The sequence below is a fragment of the Planctomycetaceae bacterium genome, from assembly GCA_041398785.1.
GTDB lineage: Bacteria > Planctomycetota > Planctomycetia > Planctomycetales > Planctomycetaceae > JAWKUA01.
On record JAWKUA010000011.1, the window covers coordinates 86685 to 103337 of the forward strand.

18 protein-coding genes are annotated in these 16653 nt (G+C 61.0%); 9 read left to right on the forward strand and 9 right to left on the reverse strand.

Annotation, left to right across the window (positions count from 1 at the left end; translation table 11 throughout):
- Positions 1–55: 55 nt before the first annotated feature.
- The 7 genes from R3C19_14315 to R3C19_14345 all read right to left on the reverse strand — a co-directional run bounded on the left by R3C19_14315 (position 56) and on the right by R3C19_14345 (position 5716).
- Entirely contained in the window at positions 56–583 is a 528-nt protein-coding gene (locus R3C19_14315; GenBank protein ID MEZ6061516.1) for a hypothetical protein, read from the reverse strand.
- Positions 558–962 carry a rod-binding protein gene (locus R3C19_14320; GenBank protein ID MEZ6061517.1) on the reverse strand — a complete coding sequence of 135 codons (405 nt, stop codon included), beginning with the start codon at positions 960–962 and terminating at the stop codon, positions 558–560. Before R3C19_14320 ends, R3C19_14315 begins: the two co-directional genes overlap by 26 nt.
- A 9-nt stretch (positions 963–971) precedes the next feature.
- A complete protein-coding gene (locus R3C19_14325) occupies positions 972–2126 on the reverse strand; it encodes a flagellar basal body P-ring protein FlgI (GenBank protein MEZ6061518.1) in 1155 nt (384 codons plus the stop codon).
- Positions 2127–2244: 118 nt separating this feature from the next.
- Positions 2245–2883 carry a flagellar basal body L-ring protein FlgH gene (locus R3C19_14330; GenBank protein ID MEZ6061519.1) on the reverse strand — a complete coding sequence of 213 codons (639 nt, stop codon included), beginning with the start codon at positions 2881–2883 and terminating at the stop codon, positions 2245–2247.
- 63 nt (positions 2884–2946) lie between these two features.
- Positions 2947–3978 (reverse strand): flagellar basal body P-ring formation chaperone FlgA, encoded by a 1032-nt coding sequence (gene flgA, locus R3C19_14335; GenBank protein MEZ6061520.1) that lies wholly within the window; start codon positions 3976–3978, stop codon positions 2947–2949.
- A 6-nt stretch (positions 3979–3984) separates the two neighbouring features.
- Positions 3985–4776 carry a flagellar basal-body rod protein FlgG gene (flgG, locus tag R3C19_14340; protein ID MEZ6061521.1) on the reverse strand — a complete coding sequence of 264 codons (792 nt, stop codon included), beginning with the start codon at positions 4774–4776 and terminating at the stop codon, positions 3985–3987.
- A 148-nt stretch (positions 4777–4924) separates the two neighbouring features.
- On the reverse strand, positions 4925–5716 hold the full coding sequence (locus R3C19_14345) for a flagellar hook-basal body protein (GenBank protein ID MEZ6061522.1): 792 nt from the start codon (positions 5714–5716) through the stop codon (positions 4925–4927).
- Between the two features lie 353 nt (positions 5717–6069).
- Between R3C19_14345 and R3C19_14350 the strand changes: the two genes are divergently transcribed.
- The 9 genes from R3C19_14350 to R3C19_14390 all read left to right on the forward strand — a co-directional run bounded on the left by R3C19_14350 (position 6070) and on the right by R3C19_14390 (position 13063).
- The gene (locus R3C19_14350) at positions 6070–6588 is read left to right on the forward strand and encodes a flagellar basal body-associated FliL family protein (GenBank protein ID MEZ6061523.1); all 519 of its coding nucleotides are present in this window, start codon (positions 6070–6072) and stop codon (positions 6586–6588) included.
- The gene (locus tag R3C19_14355) at positions 6585–7466 is read left to right on the forward strand and encodes a FliM/FliN family flagellar motor switch protein (GenBank protein ID MEZ6061524.1); all 882 of its coding nucleotides are present in this window, start codon (positions 6585–6587) and stop codon (positions 7464–7466) included. The genes R3C19_14350 and R3C19_14355 overlap by 4 nt, the downstream gene beginning before the upstream one ends.
- A 12-nt stretch (positions 7467–7478) precedes the next feature.
- Complete coding sequence (gene fliN / locus R3C19_14360; protein ID MEZ6061525.1) at positions 7479–7895, forward strand: flagellar motor switch protein FliN; 417 nt, start codon at positions 7479–7481, stop codon at positions 7893–7895.
- Positions 7892–8569, forward strand: coding sequence for a flagellar biosynthetic protein FliO (locus tag R3C19_14365; protein ID MEZ6061526.1), 678 nt, complete (start codon positions 7892–7894; stop codon positions 8567–8569). Before fliN ends, R3C19_14365 begins: the two co-directional genes overlap by 4 nt.
- 124 nt (positions 8570–8693) lie before the next feature.
- Entirely contained in the window at positions 8694–9371 is a 678-nt protein-coding gene (gene fliP, locus R3C19_14370) for a flagellar type III secretion system pore protein FliP (protein ID MEZ6061527.1), read from the forward strand.
- 151 nt (positions 9372–9522) lie between these two features.
- The gene (locus tag R3C19_14375; GenBank protein MEZ6061528.1) at positions 9523–11649 is read left to right on the forward strand and encodes a flagellar biosynthesis protein FlhA; all 2127 of its coding nucleotides are present in this window, start codon (positions 9523–9525) and stop codon (positions 11647–11649) included.
- A 20-nt stretch (positions 11650–11669) separates the two neighbouring features.
- On the forward strand, positions 11670–11876 hold the full coding sequence (locus tag R3C19_14380) for a hypothetical protein (protein ID MEZ6061529.1): 207 nt from the start codon (positions 11670–11672) through the stop codon (positions 11874–11876).
- A gap of 2 nt (positions 11877–11878) precedes the next feature.
- Complete coding sequence (locus R3C19_14385; GenBank protein MEZ6061530.1) at positions 11879–12094, forward strand: hypothetical protein; 216 nt, start codon at positions 11879–11881, stop codon at positions 12092–12094.
- Between the two features lie 351 nt (positions 12095–12445).
- Positions 12446–13063 carry a hypothetical protein gene (locus R3C19_14390; GenBank protein ID MEZ6061531.1) on the forward strand — a complete coding sequence of 206 codons (618 nt, stop codon included), beginning with the start codon at positions 12446–12448 and terminating at the stop codon, positions 13061–13063.
- 211 nt (positions 13064–13274) lie between these two features.
- On the opposite strand, the gene R3C19_14395 is transcribed toward R3C19_14390, so the two are convergent.
- Together R3C19_14395 and R3C19_14400 are read right to left on the reverse strand one after the other, a co-directional pair.
- Positions 13275–14246, reverse strand: a complete 972-nt coding sequence (locus tag R3C19_14395; GenBank protein MEZ6061532.1) for a patatin-like phospholipase family protein — start codon at positions 14244–14246, stop codon at positions 13275–13277.
- Between the two features lie 419 nt (positions 14247–14665).
- Positions 14666–16597 (reverse strand): acyl-CoA dehydrogenase family protein, encoded by a 1932-nt coding sequence (locus R3C19_14400; GenBank protein MEZ6061533.1) that lies wholly within the window; start codon positions 16595–16597, stop codon positions 14666–14668.
- Positions 16598–16653 lie beyond the last annotated feature (56 nt).

Below are 16653 nucleotides of genomic sequence, written 5' to 3' on the forward strand. Positions count from 1 at the left end.
GCGGGCTGCGGCTGTCGGCGGGATTCCGGGTGTGGTTTTCGTGTCAGGTCAATCGTCAGGACGTTGCTCCGAACCGCAGCGAAGCCTGCTGAACAGTACGACGACCGGATGCGTCGTATCGCTCCGAATCACGTTCGCCGCCGAGCAGTTGGTAGATCAGAAAATTCAGGTGACGTTCCTCGGAAAGGATCCAGTCAACGGTTGCGATCTGTCGCTGCACCTGTCGAGCGACTCGCTGCAGCCTGCGTCGCGCTCCCGCCAGGACTCCCGCGTGTTCCGCGGGCAATGCGGCGATGATGACTGACAGCGTAATTGCATCCACCGGAATGCGCAGCGACGCGCTGGCTTCATCCAGCAGCAGCTCGCGGTCGTCGTGCAGCCGCTCGGACAGCGTGCCGGACGCGTCCAGGCGAGCCTTCAGCCGGCGTCGATCCATCTGCGACAGCGGCTGAGTCGCCAGGTCGTGAAGCAGACTGCGAAACGCCAGCAGCGCGGCTTCCTGGGCTTCCAGGTGAGCCACCAGGCGGCGAAACAGGTCGTGGCGATGAACCGGCCGATCACTGACCGGAGAGCGATATGCCATGAGAATAGGCCTCCCGAGCCTGCTGGTTGCGCGCCGCTTCCAGCGCGGCACTGACGGACATGGATGTACGTTCCGAACCGCCGCCGGATGCGGTCCCCGCGGAATGAAAAATCCGGCTGAGTCCGATTCCGCCGCTGGCCGCGATGTGCTCACCCATGAACGAATCGAACATTCCTCCGAATGTATCGCTGGCGTCACCGGCGAACAGACCGTCTCCCGAAACGGACTTCCGCATTTCCTTCAGCATCATCGAGACAAACAGCGCCTCGAAGTCGCGAGCCGCCTGCTGTTCGCGGCTGACGGCCGGTTCGATTTCCGAAGTTCCGGACAGGCCGGAAGTGGTCCCTGGATTGATGATCGAATTCATGGTTTCGCCCATGCTGCTTTGTTATTGAATGATCAGTTCCGCATGCAGCGCGCCACTTTCCTTCAGCATCTGGAAGATGGAACTCAGGTCGCGCGGTGTGACTCCCAAAGCGTTCAGTGATGCCGCAAGGTCCGCGACGGTGGCCGGTTCGTTCAGGACATTCACAGCGCCGCCCTGCTCCGTAACGTCCACCTGCGTGCGCGGAACGACCGTGGTTTCACCCTGTGACAAAGGCGCCGGCTGTGAGACTTCCGGCGATTCCATCGTGGACACGATCAGGTTGCCATGCGTGATGGCGACACTGGAAAGACGGACGTTTTCCGTGAACACAATTGTTCCGGTACGCTCGTTGATCGTGACCTTCGCTCCGACGTCCGGCGTGACCGTCAGTGCCTGGCAGCGCGCCACAAATTCGTACGGCGCGTCGAAATCGTCGTAAGGAATATGAACGGCGATCTTTGCGGGATCCTGCATTTCCGCCGCGGAGGGTGAAAGCGAATTGATCGCCTGAGTAATCCGGCGAGCGGTTTCGTATTCGGGCCTTCTGAGCAACAGGTGGAAGCAGCCGTCCGTGAAAATCGTCGAAGGCACTTCACGTTCCACGATGCCTCCGTCCGGAATCCGTCCCGTGGTGGGATGATTCTTCACGACGCCTGCCGCCTGGCCGCCGAAGTTTCCGCCGTTCAGGGAAATCGGTCCGGACGCGAGCACATACACTTCCCCGTCGACTCCCGTCAGTTCCGCGCCGATGAGATAACCGCCGGTCAGACTGGCCGCGTCATCATACGCGGACACGGTGACATCGATCGTCTGACCCTTCTTCGCGTGCGGCGGCAGCCTCGCGGAAACAATCACGACCGACAGGTTGTCCGTTTTCTCGCGAGCCTGACGAATCAACTGCCGCACCTGCGGTTCCGAACGCAGGCCGAGTCGCTGCAGCAGTTCAATCGCTATTCGCTTTGTGGATTCGCTGCTGCCGCCGGTCCCCGCCAGGCCGCTGACGAGTCCGTACGCCACCAACTGGTTTGGGTGTTCTCCCGCCAGTTGTGTGATGTCCTTGATGCGCACGACCGGCCCCGAGACCGGACGCGTCACCTGCTGAGCCCGCGCATCGCAGAACGGCACGGCCAGAAGCGTGAACAGCAGCAATCGTGCAACAGAAACGGAACAATGCATCGGAATCAAAATTCGTCAGGGCCGTGCACAGGGGACGGCTGTGGAATTGAGTTCATTCGATTCGGCGGGTCACACGACCGGCTGTCGTCGAATGTGTGTCCATCGGCTGGCTGCCGGGTCAGAAGGGCCAGATCTTGTTGATTCCGCGACCGAGCCAGCCCTGGCGAGTGAAGCGTCGTTCGGCACCGTCGCTTTCGTAGGCGGTCTGCATGTTGGCGATGTATTGGGACGCGACTGTGTTGTCCGGCCCGATGTCGATGGCTCGCACCGCTCCGGTGACTCGCAGTGTTCTGGCTTCACCTTCGATGATGATGCGGCGGTGTCCGGACAGCAGCAGGTTTCCGTTAGGCATCACGCCGACAACCATCACGGTCATGCGGTCGGTGATGGCTCGTGAATTCGAATAGCTGGCTTCGCCGGAAAACTTGCGGTCGGTGTCCTTGTTCAGGTTCAGACTGCCGTTGGCCGAACTGGTTCCCAGGTCGCCTCCCGTGGAACTGGCAATGTCGAACACACCGGAAGCCGAAGTGGCTTTCGTCAGAGCCTTGTCTTCACGGTTGTCCACTTCCGTCGATTCGCTGACAACGATCGTCAGCAGATCGCCGACGCGCCGCGCGCGGGAATCGTGAAACAGGTACGCTCGCTGAGGATTCCGCTGTTCCCACAGCGAATCAGCGCGGCATTCCATCGAAGTGCCGCAGCACACTGACGCCAGCAGCATCAGGCACGCGCGGCCGTTTCCGTGCGGTCCGGTCATCTGATTGTCCCCCTGAACATTCCGCTCGCACGACTGACCGGCAGGCGGTCCGCCGTTCGGCGGCTAACGCAACTGAATTTCCACATGTCCGGCCGATGTCACCCGACCGGGAATCACGCGGTTCGATTCCAGGTTCTTCACCTGAATCACATCGCCCACTCGTCCCGGCTGCATCGCCTCAGCCGCTCTGAGAGTCACGCGGGCGATGCCGCAGGACGCGGTCACCTGCACTCGATCGCGGGCCTTCACGACGATCGGTCGCTGCTCGGGCGCAGGTTCGTGCAGGTCCTTCAATGACAGAATCTCACCGGGCTGCACGGACCGCCGCGGACGGTGGCCGATGACCTGCGAGTCATCCGGTTCGTCTTCGTTGGTGGCAAGAAACCGGTTTTCAAACTGAACGTCCGACGAGGTCAGCACCTGATCCCGGCGGAACGACACTTTCGCAACAGCCACGCGCTGGCGCCGCAGGATGTCGACTTTGGCACTGCGAGTCGCCACCAGAGTGCGGTCCTTCCAGAGCCGCACGGTCATGCTGGATTGCCCCGGTTCGGTGCGAATCGGCGGGAGCACTTCGGCTCGCAGTCCGGTCTGTTCCTGAATGTTTCGCGGCAGCACCTGCATAAACGGCGACGTCAGCCGCACGCGCAGTTCGTCGGGTTCCGCGCCGAACACCGTCTGCACCGTCGACAAAGCGGCCAGTTCGATATCAACGTCCGTCAGCGGCTGCGCTTCGCGATAGGAAATTGTGATCGTCGGCGGTCCATCCACAACCAGGCGGTCTGCCTGCCAGCCGGCCAGCAGCAGTCGAATCCGCACAAACGACGTTGACAGCGTTTTGGACGTTTCGTCGTCCTTCAGCGAAGCAACATCGACGGCGCCGATCTGTGCGGCGATGCGAGCATCGCGGCACCGAATTGTCGCGACGTGCTGAAGCTGCACGTCGCGCGCCGTGACGGTCGTCTCCGCATTCAGCCGAACGGAAATGCCTTCGCCGGCACCTGCGGTCGTCTGAGCGTTCACGCTTCGCGAAACATGGATTCCGGCAAACAACAGTGCGGCGATTGGAAGGATCGTGTGAACTCGGTGGCGCATGGTCATTTACCTCACGATGTTCGCTGAGGTGGACAGCATCTCGTCGCCGGCACGAATGGCTCGTGAGTTGATCTCGTAGGCTCGCTGTGCGGAGATCAGCGAAATCAGTTCGGTCACGACTTCAACGTTGGAGTTCTCGATGAAGTTCTGACGCAGCAGACCAAATCCGTTCAGGCCACCGGTGCCCGGTACCGCGACACCCGACGCGGCCGTCGCCGCAAACAGGTTGGCTCCTTCGCTGGACAGTCCGGCGGGATTCGGAAACGTGAAGATCTGAATCGGTCCGAACGATGCCGATGATCCATCCGCCGTCGTGCCGGAAATGGTGCCGTCGGTGCCGATCGTGATCTTGGAAATATCGATGCCCTGAGGAACCGTGATCGCCGGGTCAAGCGGAAATCCGTCGGCGTTGACCAACTGCCGCTGATCGTTGAGTTTCAGGTTTCCGGCGCGGGTGTATTTCGGCGTGCCGCCTTCCGCCTGGACCTGCAGGAAACCGTCGCCTTCAATGGCCACGTCCAGCGGGTTTCCGGTTTGTTCCAGAGTTCCCTGATTGAAGTGTTTGGTGGTCGCAACGGCTCGCACACCGTTTCCGATCTGCAGCCCGGTGGGCGACACCAGTTGCTGCGAAATTGCGGTTCCCGGCTGCCGAGTGGTGTTGTAGATCAGGTCGGCAAAGTCCAGCCGGCTGCGTCGAAAACCGGTGGTGTTCACGTTCGCCAGATTGTTGGCGGTGTTATCGATCAGAAGTTCCTGCGCCTTCATTCCGGTGGCGCTGGTATACAGTGCTCGCAGCATGTCAGTGTTCCTCCCCTGTTGCCCCCCACTTCGTTCACGCGATGAGAACGCAGCGGCGCAATTCTTTGCCCGTCGCTTCCGCCGGCCTGATTTCCGTCGACTCGCCGCCGGCTCAGGCTGCGCGCGAGTGAATCTCAACATCACCGTCCTACTGCACTCTGGTTCGTTTCTGAATGGACTCGTCCATCGCGTTCATCGCCTTCTGCGCCGCTTCGTACTGCCTCGATCCCACCATGATGCTGATCAGTTCGTCAATCGCCTGAACGTTCGACTGCTCAAGAAAGCCCTGCACGATCTGTGCGTTCGCGGGCTGCACCTGAGCGTTCGGCGGAGCGCTGAACAGGGAGACTCCCGCCGGCAGCAGCACCGACAGATCATCGAACGATGCCAGTTGAAGCTGGCCGATTACCTCTGTGCCTGACAGAACTTCTCCGCTGGCTGAAACCTGAATGGATTCCGAGGAAACTCCGTTCGGCAGGTTCAGCGGTCCGCCTTCGCCAAGAACCGGCAACTGGTCGACCGTCACCAACTGCCCGTCTCCGTTCACATGAAATCCGCCGTTGCGCGTGTACAGCGGACCATCGGGCCCCTGAACGACAAAGAAGCCGTCGCCCTGCAGCGCAACGTCCAGCGCCCGTCCCGTCTGCTGCAGCGGCCCCTGTCGAAAGTCCACCGACAGGCTGGCGTCGCTCAAACGTGCCGCGGCCTCATCGCGAGCCGACGATCCTGGCCTGGGATTCAGCACCGATTCGAACGCGACTTCCCCGACTACGCGACGACGAAAACCTGGCTGATGAGCGTGCGCAAGATTGTCCGCGGACGTTTCGTGTCGCAGCGATGCGGCGTCCATCGCCGAAGCCGCGCTGTAGAGTCCCGAAAGCATGAGTCTCCGCTCCGATTCTGAGTTCGTGTATTCGTCAACATCGGAATAACCGGACATGCAGGATGCCACCAGTTTCGGCACATCCGCCCGGTTACGGGTTAATCCCCGGCGATTCCGAGCGACGCGCGGCGCAGGTGAAGAGCGGCCGATTCAGCAAGGTTGACCCGGTGATTCTCTGACTGCTGAACGGCTGCGTGTTTTCCCGCAGTTGGCAGTGAAACCCCTGAATCGGCGGGAGTCTCACTTCGCGGCGGCACGATCTTCAGAGCAGTACGACCGGTGCGACCGCTGCAATCGTCACAATCGAACCCGCTGCGGTCGATTCAGACAATGCGGAACTGTGCCATCCGTCCGCGCGAACCGTTGCGGCCGGGGCACAGGCATCAGGGACGGCTCAGGAGTTTCAGGTCATGGCAGACGCAGAAGACAACGACGGCGAAAGCGCAGAAAGCAGCCCGCCCGCAAAAGGCGGAGTCCTGCCCTACATCATCGTGGGAATTCTGTGCACGGCCGGAGGACTGGCCGTGCCGCTGCTGATTCCCGCGAAGGCCACCACCGGTGACACGGCCGAACAGGTTAAGCCTCCATACGAACTTCCGTCTCCGGAAGACACCAAGTTTGTGTCGTTCGGAGCCGTCTCGGTGAATCTCGACGAAGGCCGCCTGAGCCGCTATCTGCAGGTCAGCATCACACTGCAGGTGGCCAAGGATCAGGAACTGGAACTGACCAAGATGCTGGAAACTCAAAAAGCGCCGCTGACGAGCTGGCTGATTGCTCATCTGTCGGACAAGACGCTGGACGAAGTCCGCGGTGCCGCCGGTCAGAACCGTCTGCGCCGGGAAATTCGCGACCAGTTCAACACGATTCTTTATCCCGACGGCTACGACCGCATCTACGACGTGCTGTTTGACAACTACGCCATTCAATGATGACCACGACACCCGCGTTCTCCAATTGCGATTTCAGCGAACCACGCCGTCTGACGGGCGGAGCCAACCGGGCTCTGAAGTCCTGGCAGACCAGTGTGTGCGCGCTGCTGCTGGAAAACTGGCAGGGCCTTCTCGGCAGCAATCTGCAGATCGCTCTGGGCAGAATCGATTCGGCCACCGCCACCAGGGCGATCCGCGCCCTGCCGGATCCCGGCTTCGCGGCGCGTCTGACGATTGGCGCCAGCCGGTTCGATTCGCTGTTTGTGTTCTCCGCCAGAATGGTACTGACACTGCTGCACGACATGCTGGGCACGCAGACGGAAGACTGGCCGGAAATTCGTCCGATGACCGCCGTCGAAACTTCCATGGTGGAACTGCTGTTCGGCGAAGTGGCACGGTCGATCGGTCAGGCATGGCCGGAAGTTCAGCCGCTGGAATGCGAACTTCACAGCGTCATCTCCCGGCCGATCCGCTGCCGGCTGTACGGACCCGACGACATTCTGGTCAGAACTCGCATCACCATGACCACGGCCTTCGGTGAAGAAGAAGCGATCTGGCTGATGCCGCAGACCGGTCTGGATTCGATCGGCATTCGCGATTCGACCGGTCTGGCGGGCGAACACGATACTCCGCTGCCCGCGCCGCAGCTTAAGGCACTGGCAAAGCTGATGCCGGCCCAGCTTGTTGTGTCACTGGGGCGAGCCACGCTGACGCTGGCCGAGATGAACAGCCTGAAGGTCGGCGATTATCTGCCGCTGGATCAGGCCGTTTACCAGCCGCTGGAAGCTCGCGTTGACGGCCGGCTGCAGTGGATCGGAAACCCGTGTCGCCTGGGCGGACGACAGGGATTTCAGATCATCGCGGCCAACAACGGTTGAAAGGGAAGCAAGATGGACGAAGCCAAAACAGCCGCAACGGAAACCGCCGAAGATCCCGCCGCGCAGGTCAGCAGTCAGGGAGAAGGTCATACTCCCGAAGTTCATCCGGCGGAATTCCCGGAAGCCAGTCGCACCCGATCGAAGGCGTCGCTGCCGCTGGAACGATTCTCCGACGTTCAGGTGGAGATCTCCGTCGAAATCGGCCGCGTCACGATGTCCATCGGAGAACTGCTGCAGCTTGGACAGGGCTCCGTCGTGGAACTCGACCGCGACCTGAACGAACCTGTCTCCGTGATGGCTCAGGGAGTCCGCATCGCCAGTGGTGAAGTGGTTGTGATCGACGATCGGTTTGCCGTTCGAATCACCGAAATCACGTCGTCGGACACAACCCTGCGGCGGGAAGGCGGTGTGCTGGAGTCTGCGTCATGACACCGCCGGAAAACGCCGCAGCGATTCGTTCAGCGGTCCGCGACGCGACACCGGCCATCGCGCTGCGCTCGAACAAATTCGCCTGGCGACATGTTTCACAAGCCGTCGCACTGATGCTGGTCGCGATCGTACTCGCTTCGCGCGCGTCGGTGTGTTCGGGACACCAGGCGGCGGAACGACACCCGTCACACATGATTTCCGCGCGGCAGGATTCTTCCGCGAATTCTGCACTGAGGAATGCTTCAGCGGAGACCGCGTCACTGGCGACCGCGTCACTGGCGACGGACGGCGACAATGCATCACCATTCATCGATCTTCGGCAGCAGCCGGTTCAGACGAAAGCAGCAGCGTCCTCCGCGACGCCGGAAATCAACAGCGACCTGTTCGTGGGACTCGGTGTCTGGACGGTAATCGTGCTGTGTCTTTGCGTGCTGACCGTTCTGGGAATCCGCCAGTGGCAGCGCGGACGAGGAATGCTGCCGGCGGGCAACAGCAATTCGCGAGTCCTGGAAACGGTGTCGCTGGGCCCGAATCGCATGGTTTCGCTGGTGTCTCTGGGCGACGTGCGAGCGATCGTGGGCTGCGACGCCGCCGGCATCCGCAGCATCGTGCTGGCACCGCCGCGGTTTGAAGAGGAAATCGAAGCTGCGGATCAGAGCATCGAAACAACATAAAGGAAACGTCCGCGCAGGATTCGTTGGCGCGAAACCTGCCGCATCGAACGGGAATAGATCCGGTCTGCCGGTTTCGCGTCGACCGGATGCCGTTTTCCGAAATCAGTGATCAACAGGAACCGGAATGGATTCCGCTTCGACATTGCAGCAGGTTCTGGAATCCAATGGATTTCAGGGACTGTCACCACAACTGAAGGTCGCTCTGTTTCTGGGCGGCATGGCGCTGATTTCGTCGGCGCTGGTGACCATGACGGCGTTTACGCGCATTGTCATCGTGCTGTCGTTCGTGCGCCGTGCTATTGCGACTCAGGAAATTCCGCCGACGCAGGTCATTCTGGGACTGTCACTGTTTCTGACGCTGTTCGTGATGGGACCGACGATGTCGCAGATTGAACAGGATGCGATCCGGCCCTATCTGGAAGATCGCATCACCGGCGACGCGGCCTTCGAAAACGGTTCCGCGGCTCTGCAGCAGTTCATGCTGAGGCAAACCCGCAAAGCCGACATCGCGCTGTTTGCCAGCATGGCACAGATCGAATCCATCTCCACGCCTCAGGACACGCCCATTCGAGTCCTGATTCCCGCGTATGTCATCAGTGAACTGAAAACCGCGTTCATCATGGGGTTCTGTCTGTACCTGCCGTTCATGCTGATCGACCTGGTCGTGTCCGTGATTCTGATGTCGCTCGGAATGATGATGATGCCGCCGATGGTGATATCCACGCCGTTCAAGATCCTGTTGTTTGTCATGGTCGACGGCTGGCAGTTGATCGCCAAAGTGCTGAGCATGAGTTTTCACTGACGCCCGGCTAAGAACCCCTGACAAAACCTCCAAGGCCGCAGGTTTTGTTAGGGGTTCTAAGTCCGGTGACAGGGTCCCGCCGGTTCCGCACTGAGTCTGATTCCCGTTCATTCGTTTGATTGTCTGACTTTCATCGTTGGCTTCTGCCCGCATGGCTGAATCGAAACCACTGCCGAAGACAAACTGGCTGCAGCAGAGCGAGACTCTGTTGTCAGGAGGGATGCTTGTCGGCCTGGTGGTCATGCTGGTTCCGCTGCCGCCGTGGCTGCTGGATGTGCTGCTGGCCGGCAATCTGGGAACGACGACGCTGCTGCTGCTGGTGACTCTGGGAACGAAAAAAGCTCTGGAGCTGAGCGTCTTTCCGTCGCTGCTGCTGTTGCTGACGCTGTACCGTCTGTCGCTGAACGTTGCCACAACGCGACTGATTCTGCTGGACGGCAATGCCGGGCATATCGTGACAGCGTTCGGAAACTACGTTGTCGGCGGACAACTGGTGGTCGGCCTGGTGATCTTTCTGATTCTGGTCACGATTCAGTTCATGGTGATCACCAAGGGTGCCAGCCGCGTTTCGGAAGTCGCCGCAAGGTTTACTCTGGACGCGATGCCCGGCAAGCAGATGGCCATCGACGCCGAACTGAATTCCGGTCAGATCGACGGCCGCGAAGCTCGCCGTCGCCGCGATGAATTGTCGCAGGAGACTGAGTTCTACGGAGCGATGGACGGTGCCAGCAAGTTCGTTCGCGGTGACGCCGTGGCCGGCCTGATTATCACGGCCGTCAACCTGATCGGCGGTGTAATCATCGGCGTCGGCAACGGCCTGTCGTTTCTGGAATCGATCAAGACGTATTCGATCCTGACCGTGGGCGACGGGCTGGTGTCGCAGATTCCCGCGTTGATAATCGCCACCACCGCCGGCGTGCTGGTGACAAAAACCACGTCCGACGAAAGTCTGGGCGACGAAATTCGCGGCCAGATGCTGAAAAGCGATCGGCCGATCTGGGTCGGGGCAGCCATTCTGTCCGTGATCGCTCTGATGCCGGGCCTGCCGAAGATGCCGTTTCTGGGCGTCGCCGGCGGATTGCTGTTGCTGCTCACGCGAAAAAAACCGGCCGAAACTCAGGACACACCCGGAGACAAAAAGCCGGCACCGGCTCCGGAAGAAATCGATGAGACTCACCAACTGGATCAGTTCCTGCTGGCCGATCGAGCGGTCGTGGAAGTCGGCGGCCGGCTGGTTCCCTTCATTCAGTCGACTCGCACCAAAGGTCTTTCGGAACGCATCACCGCGCTGCGGCGCGAGTTTTCGCAATCCAACGGAAGCTGGGTTCCGCCGATTCGCGTCAACAGCAATCTGCTGCTGGAAGCGGACGAATACCGCATCATGATCGCCGGCCGCAAAGTGGCGGGAGCCGAAGTGCGGCCGGAACAGTTGCTGGCGATTCTGCCCGACGGAAAGCAGGCGACCGTGCCCGGTGACGCAGCCGTGGAACCGGCGTTCGGCCTGGCGGCTCGCTGGATTGATCCGGACAGTCGCCGGCTTGCCGAAATGCAGGGCTGCACCGTCGTCGATCCGCTGAGCGTGCTGATTACTCATCTGGGAGAAGTGCTGAAGCGTCATGCACACGAACTGCTGACTCGCGAAGCTTTGAAGCAGATGCTGGATCGAGTCCAGGAATTTGCCCCGACAGTGATCGAGGAAATCAAACCCGACACCATTCGCATGGGAACGCTGCACCAGGTGCTTGTTCAGCTTGCCGAGGACCGAATTCCGCTGTGCGACATGGCGCTGATCCTGGAATCGATCGTCAACCACGCTCCCGCGTGCGAAGACGCCGGCGCGCTGACGGACCGGGTTCGCGTTGACCTTGGCCGGCTGGTGTGCGAGCGGTTTCGGGATCTGCAGGGGCGGCTGCGAGTCATCGCTCTGGAACCCCGGCTGGACGGTCAGATGCGTCAATCGATGCACGAAGGACAGTTGACACTTTCACCGGGCGCGCTGTCGCGGCTGATTGATACAACCGCCAGGGCCTGGGCGGATTCCGAACGCAGGCAGCAGCCTTTGGCGCTGCTGGTTGACCAGAAAATGCGGCGTCCGCTGAAGAAGCTGCTGGCGCGGTCGTCGCCCGACCTGGGCATCGTCGCGTATCAGGAAGTGCCCAGCGATTTGATCATCGATTCCGTCACGATGCTGAGTTACGACGACATTCTGGGAACGGAACCACAGGCCGCCGGTAACAGCACGACCGGCCGCGGTCAGACAACTGCGGAGGCCGCGTGATGGCGGAAAAGGCCTCCCCGATGTCGCCGTTACTTCAGCCGTGGGGAAGCGCGGCGGGACTGTTTGTCGGCTGCACAACCACCGTTGTCGGATCTCTGCGCAGCGTGGCTCCGGCGGAACTGCTGCTGCGTGTCTTCGTCGGCAGTTTCGTCGCGGCAACAGTGGTCAGAATCTTTGTGGGAATTCTTCGAATGGCTTCGGCTGATCCGCAGGATGGAGACACATGACGATGCATTCAACACGCGGACGCGTGCTTTCTCAGGCGGACGTGCGCGTCAGCAGCGCTCCGGTCCGCGTTGGCGAAGACAGCCCGGCGGGACATGCCCATGTTGACGGAGTCGCAAGTGTCAGTGTTCAGCGAGACACAAACGGTGACGTTGTCGAAATCCACTTCCGCTGCGCATGCGGAGAAACAACCGTTGTCAATTGTAAGTACGAAGGGTGAGCAGACATGACACGTCTTATACTGGCCGCGGCGAACGCCGATACTTTTCGCTGTTCTTTCTCCCGCGAGCCCGAATGTCTCATTCTGCCCCGCTCGCGGTATAGTCCGATGCAACCGCTGGCCACGCCGATTGACGAAACGAATCCGGCAGCATCGCACCAGAACAGTGCCGCCGACATTCACGGCGCAGCGGCGCGTCCGCGCGCGAAGAATCTGCCAGCGTCCGTGCCGCGGCTCGCGTGTCTCGCAGTGGCGGTGGCATTCCTGTTGCCGGGATGCGCGGCGCTGGAACGAACAACTCATTCCGGCAGTTGCAGGCAGTGTCAGCACCAGTGTCAGGCGTGCCGGAACATGATGGCCTCCGGCAGCCAGTCCGCCACTGTTCAGTCGCATAACGGCATGGCGCAGGAAAGCGGCGTCCAGCAGGCTCAGTTCATGCCGTCGCCGCAACAGTCGTCCATGCGAGACGGGCAGCTTAAGCCGGTGCAGTTTTCTCAGCCGATGCCGCCGGGCTGCGCCGCTCCGTGCAACACCGGGCCGATGATGATGTCGGGAACCCCCGTGCTGCCGGGGATGCAGATTCAGGAATACCCGGCCGAAACGATGCTGCCGATGGACATGTCATCGGACTGCGCTCGGCAGCAGGCGGAACTGCGCCAGCAGACGGTACAGCTTCAACAGAAAATGGCGGCGCTGGAACGCCGGCTGGAATCGGAACAGGAGGCCAAGCAGGATCTGACCGCTTCGCTGGAAAGCATGAACGGTGAGATGGACCGGATGTCTCAGGAGATCGGTTACTGGCGAAACGAAACGCGTCGCGTCGAACAGTCGTTTGAAGAACAGCACCAGCACGACATCGCCGCTCTGGATGCCATTGTGGAACTGGTTGAACAAGTGCCGGACCCCTACGCGACATCCCGCGGGAACGGTCTCCCGGCGCTTCCTCCCGCGACACACGGTGCTCCGTAGAATCGCCTTCCTCCCTGTGCCGACCGGTCCGCAGGCGGTCCGTGGTCTGTCATGTGCGACCGACATCCGGAAGGGCGAGGCTCCGGCCGAGCCGCCTGCGCCGAAGGACCTCCGATGCGGCAGCGGCTCGGCAGGAGCCGTGCCCTCCCAATGACTTCGCCGGACCGGTCAATACTCGGCTGACAAAGTGCGACGGGACGAACGCCGGCGGCTACGGCAGCGGGTCGACTCGCGGCGTAATCTGGTCCGCTCGCAGGTCCGTGCGACAGAAGCGAGGCGGTGGCAGAAGTTCCGTGGAGCACACGGCTTTGCGAGCGGCCACGCGACCGGATTCGATCAGCGATTCCGGGTCACGGAAATCGAACCACGGCCGTTCGGAGACCTTCGGCACGATTTCCAGATCAGCCAGCACACGCGTGTAGTCGCGCACCAGGTGCTCGCCGATATCGCTCAGCCGAAGGAAGATCTCCGCGGCCGTCTGACACGACTTGATGCGTTCCAGATGCGAGCCCACGTTGACGGCGATCGCCAGATCGGAGGCCCGCTGAGCCGCGTACTTCGTCGGCAGCGAATCCATCAGACCGATGTCGCACAACAGCATGCCGTCCATTTCCACCGGCGGAAACACGCCCGGAATCGCGGCGGACGCCATGACCGCATCCTTCATCGGTCCCCGTTCCAGAACCACCGGACGACCGCGATACAAGTCCAGCGCGACGATGCTGAGAGGAATGCGGGTGTCGCGAATATCGATGTCCGGCAACAGCGCGTCAATGACCGCCTGAATGACGGTTGCCGACAGCAGCGACGGCTTCCTCAGCAGGTGCATCATCTGGCGGCGGGCACCCAGGTAGCGCTTGATCTGCTCGTACCATGCGAACATCCCGGACGTCGAAGGTTCCTCCGCCGGGGGAGCCGCCGCGAACAGCGACGCCTGACGTTCGTTGAATGCCTTCGAAGTCAGGTATTTGATGACTCGCTTCTGCATCCCGACGACGTCTTCGTCGACAGCGCACAATGCTCCCGCAAGGCTGCCGATGCTAACGCCGACAATCCGCTCGATGTGAATCGGTGTCTGCCGCAACACTTCCACGACGCCCAGGTGAGCCAGGCCGCGGGCACCTCCGCCACCCAGCGCCAGTGCTGCTCGCCTGCGTTGCTTTCTTACACTTTGCTGAATCATATCGGCCCTCTTACGCTGGCGATTCGCGCCGCGTCAGTCGTTGCGTCTGACAGCGTTGCGACTTGTTTCGTTGGTTGTCCGGAATTCGGCATGCGAAGGATGTGGCAGTGAATGCGGCCGCGAGTCCCGAGTCACCGGGAATCAAAGAAATTTGCGGAGACTCATGGCCTTGTTTGTTGCGAGTCAACTCACCAGCCGGTCGCCCAAATGTCAGGCGGTCCGGAGGAAAAATGGCAACCCGCCCGCCGGCGACCTGCAAGTGCGACGGACGAGTTGCCCTCCGAGAATCCGAGCGGAAACGACCGCTCGGATTTGTGTTGAGATTTGAGACTTGAGATTTCAAACGCCGCTCTGTGCACCCGTGAGACTCATTCGCTCCAGGCGTCGTCCACTACGCGTCCTGTTCTCGACAGCTTGTTCTACTGTTCGTACGTCATCAGGATCGGATCGGCTTCGATGTCTCGCAGAGCCCGCCAGCCGGACGCTGCGATTTCTTCTCCCAGTTTTGTGACTGTCCGGAAATCCTTTCCGCCGGGGTGCGTACCCCTGATGCGGTGAGTCAGGTGCGTACACAGAACGTCCGCGGCCGTTCGTGTGGTTTCATCATCGAACTTTGCCGCGTACAGGCTGGTACACAGAATCACCACGGCGTCCTGAATCGTCTGCGAGATCTGAGCCATGCTGCACTGCCGATCCGCCAGCTTCAGTTGGTATTGTCTCATCATCGCGGAGATCCGCAGACCGGACGATGACAGGAACTGACGGGCAAATTCCGCGTGACGACGCAGGTTTGCCGGCAGGCTGTCCAGAGAATCGCGTTCCGTGCCGGTCAATCGCTGTTTGACGAACCACTTGCCGTAGTTCAGCATCGGGCCCTTCAGCGTCCACAGGTGAGCCGGGTTCATCATGTTCGGCTGCCGAATTCCGGCGCGGTTCAGCGCTTTGCCGATCGGTTCGAAGAATTCCTTTCCGTGTTGTTTGACCAGCGACTTGAAGAATGCCATGCCCAGCATTTCTCCTTCGCCTTCGTAAATGCACGGAGCCAGAAACTCATGCACGTTGTCGCCAAACAGGTGGCCATGAATGAATGACCGGCCGCCGTGAGTCTTCATGAACAGTTCGATGGCCGCTTCCTTTTGAGCTTCGCTGCCGAAGATTTTCGCGACGATACATTCCATTTCGCCGCGATAGCCCTTGTCGATCAGCCCCGCGCACCACTGAACGAGCGCATCAGCGCCAACGATCAGACCGGCCAGATGACCGACGCGCCGCTGGACCAGTTCGCGATTTCCGATCGGCTGTCCGTAAGTGCGCCGGAACTTCGCCCAGGGAAGAATGCCGGCCAGCATCGTTCGCATGGTTCCGGCCGCGTTGGCGCACAGCGCGACGCGTCCCAGGTTCAATCCGTGGTAGGCGATCGTCAGACCGTCGCCCTGCTGCGGTACCAGCAGATTCTTCGCGGGAACACGAAAGTCGCGGAACACCAGGCCGTTGTTGTGTGCTCGCCGCAAGGCATACAGGCCGTAGGTTTTCATGAAGAACGAATCGGTTTCCTGATCGGGCAGATCGACAATCAGCACGGCCGGCTTGTCGTCAATGCGGCACACCAGACCGATGGTTCGGCCCGGAACGGCGTTGGTGATAAACAGCTTTTCGCCATTGACCACAAAGTCATCGCCGTCGCGGACAGCCGTTGTCTTCAGGGCGGTCAGGTCGCTTCCCGCTCCCGGTTCCGTCAGCGCGAACGCGGACAGTCGCCGCCCGCTTGCCAGCAGCGGCAGATAACGTTCCTTTTGCTCCGTCGTACCAAACGTGCGAACCGGGTCGACGGCGCCGATACAGCCGTGAACCGACGCCAGCCCGGCGATCGTCGGTTCCAGCGTCGCCATCCGTGTCAGAAATGACGCGAAGTGCTGGAAGTCGAAACCGCAGCCGCCGTGGCGTTTTTCCACCAGCGTGCCCCAGTATCCGGCGTCGGCAAGATCCTGCAGAACCGCATCGGTCAGCTTGCCCGCGTCGTTGTAAAGCGTGCCTGACGCGCGGTGTTCCCGAACAACGTGCAGGCAATCGTTCATGACCTTGCGAGAATCATCCGGAACAGCAGCGGCTTCCAGATAGAACAATTCCGTCGGAACCCGGTTCTCCCAGACGGCTCGATGCACCGGACTGGCGGACGTCCGGTACTGCTCGGCGAACATTTCCTCCACCTGGTCATCAGCCGTATCGATGACACCGGTTCGCTTGGCTTCGTCGGCGCTCTTGCCGCCAAGTCGCAGCGCGGTTTCGGCGAACGATTCCTTTGCGGCGGCAGCGTCGCCTTCCGGTTGCGGTGTTCGAGTGTCCGTAGTCATCGTGCAGGTCTCCCGTGAAAACGTGAAAAGCCAGGTTGTCTTCCGGACGCGGCGAG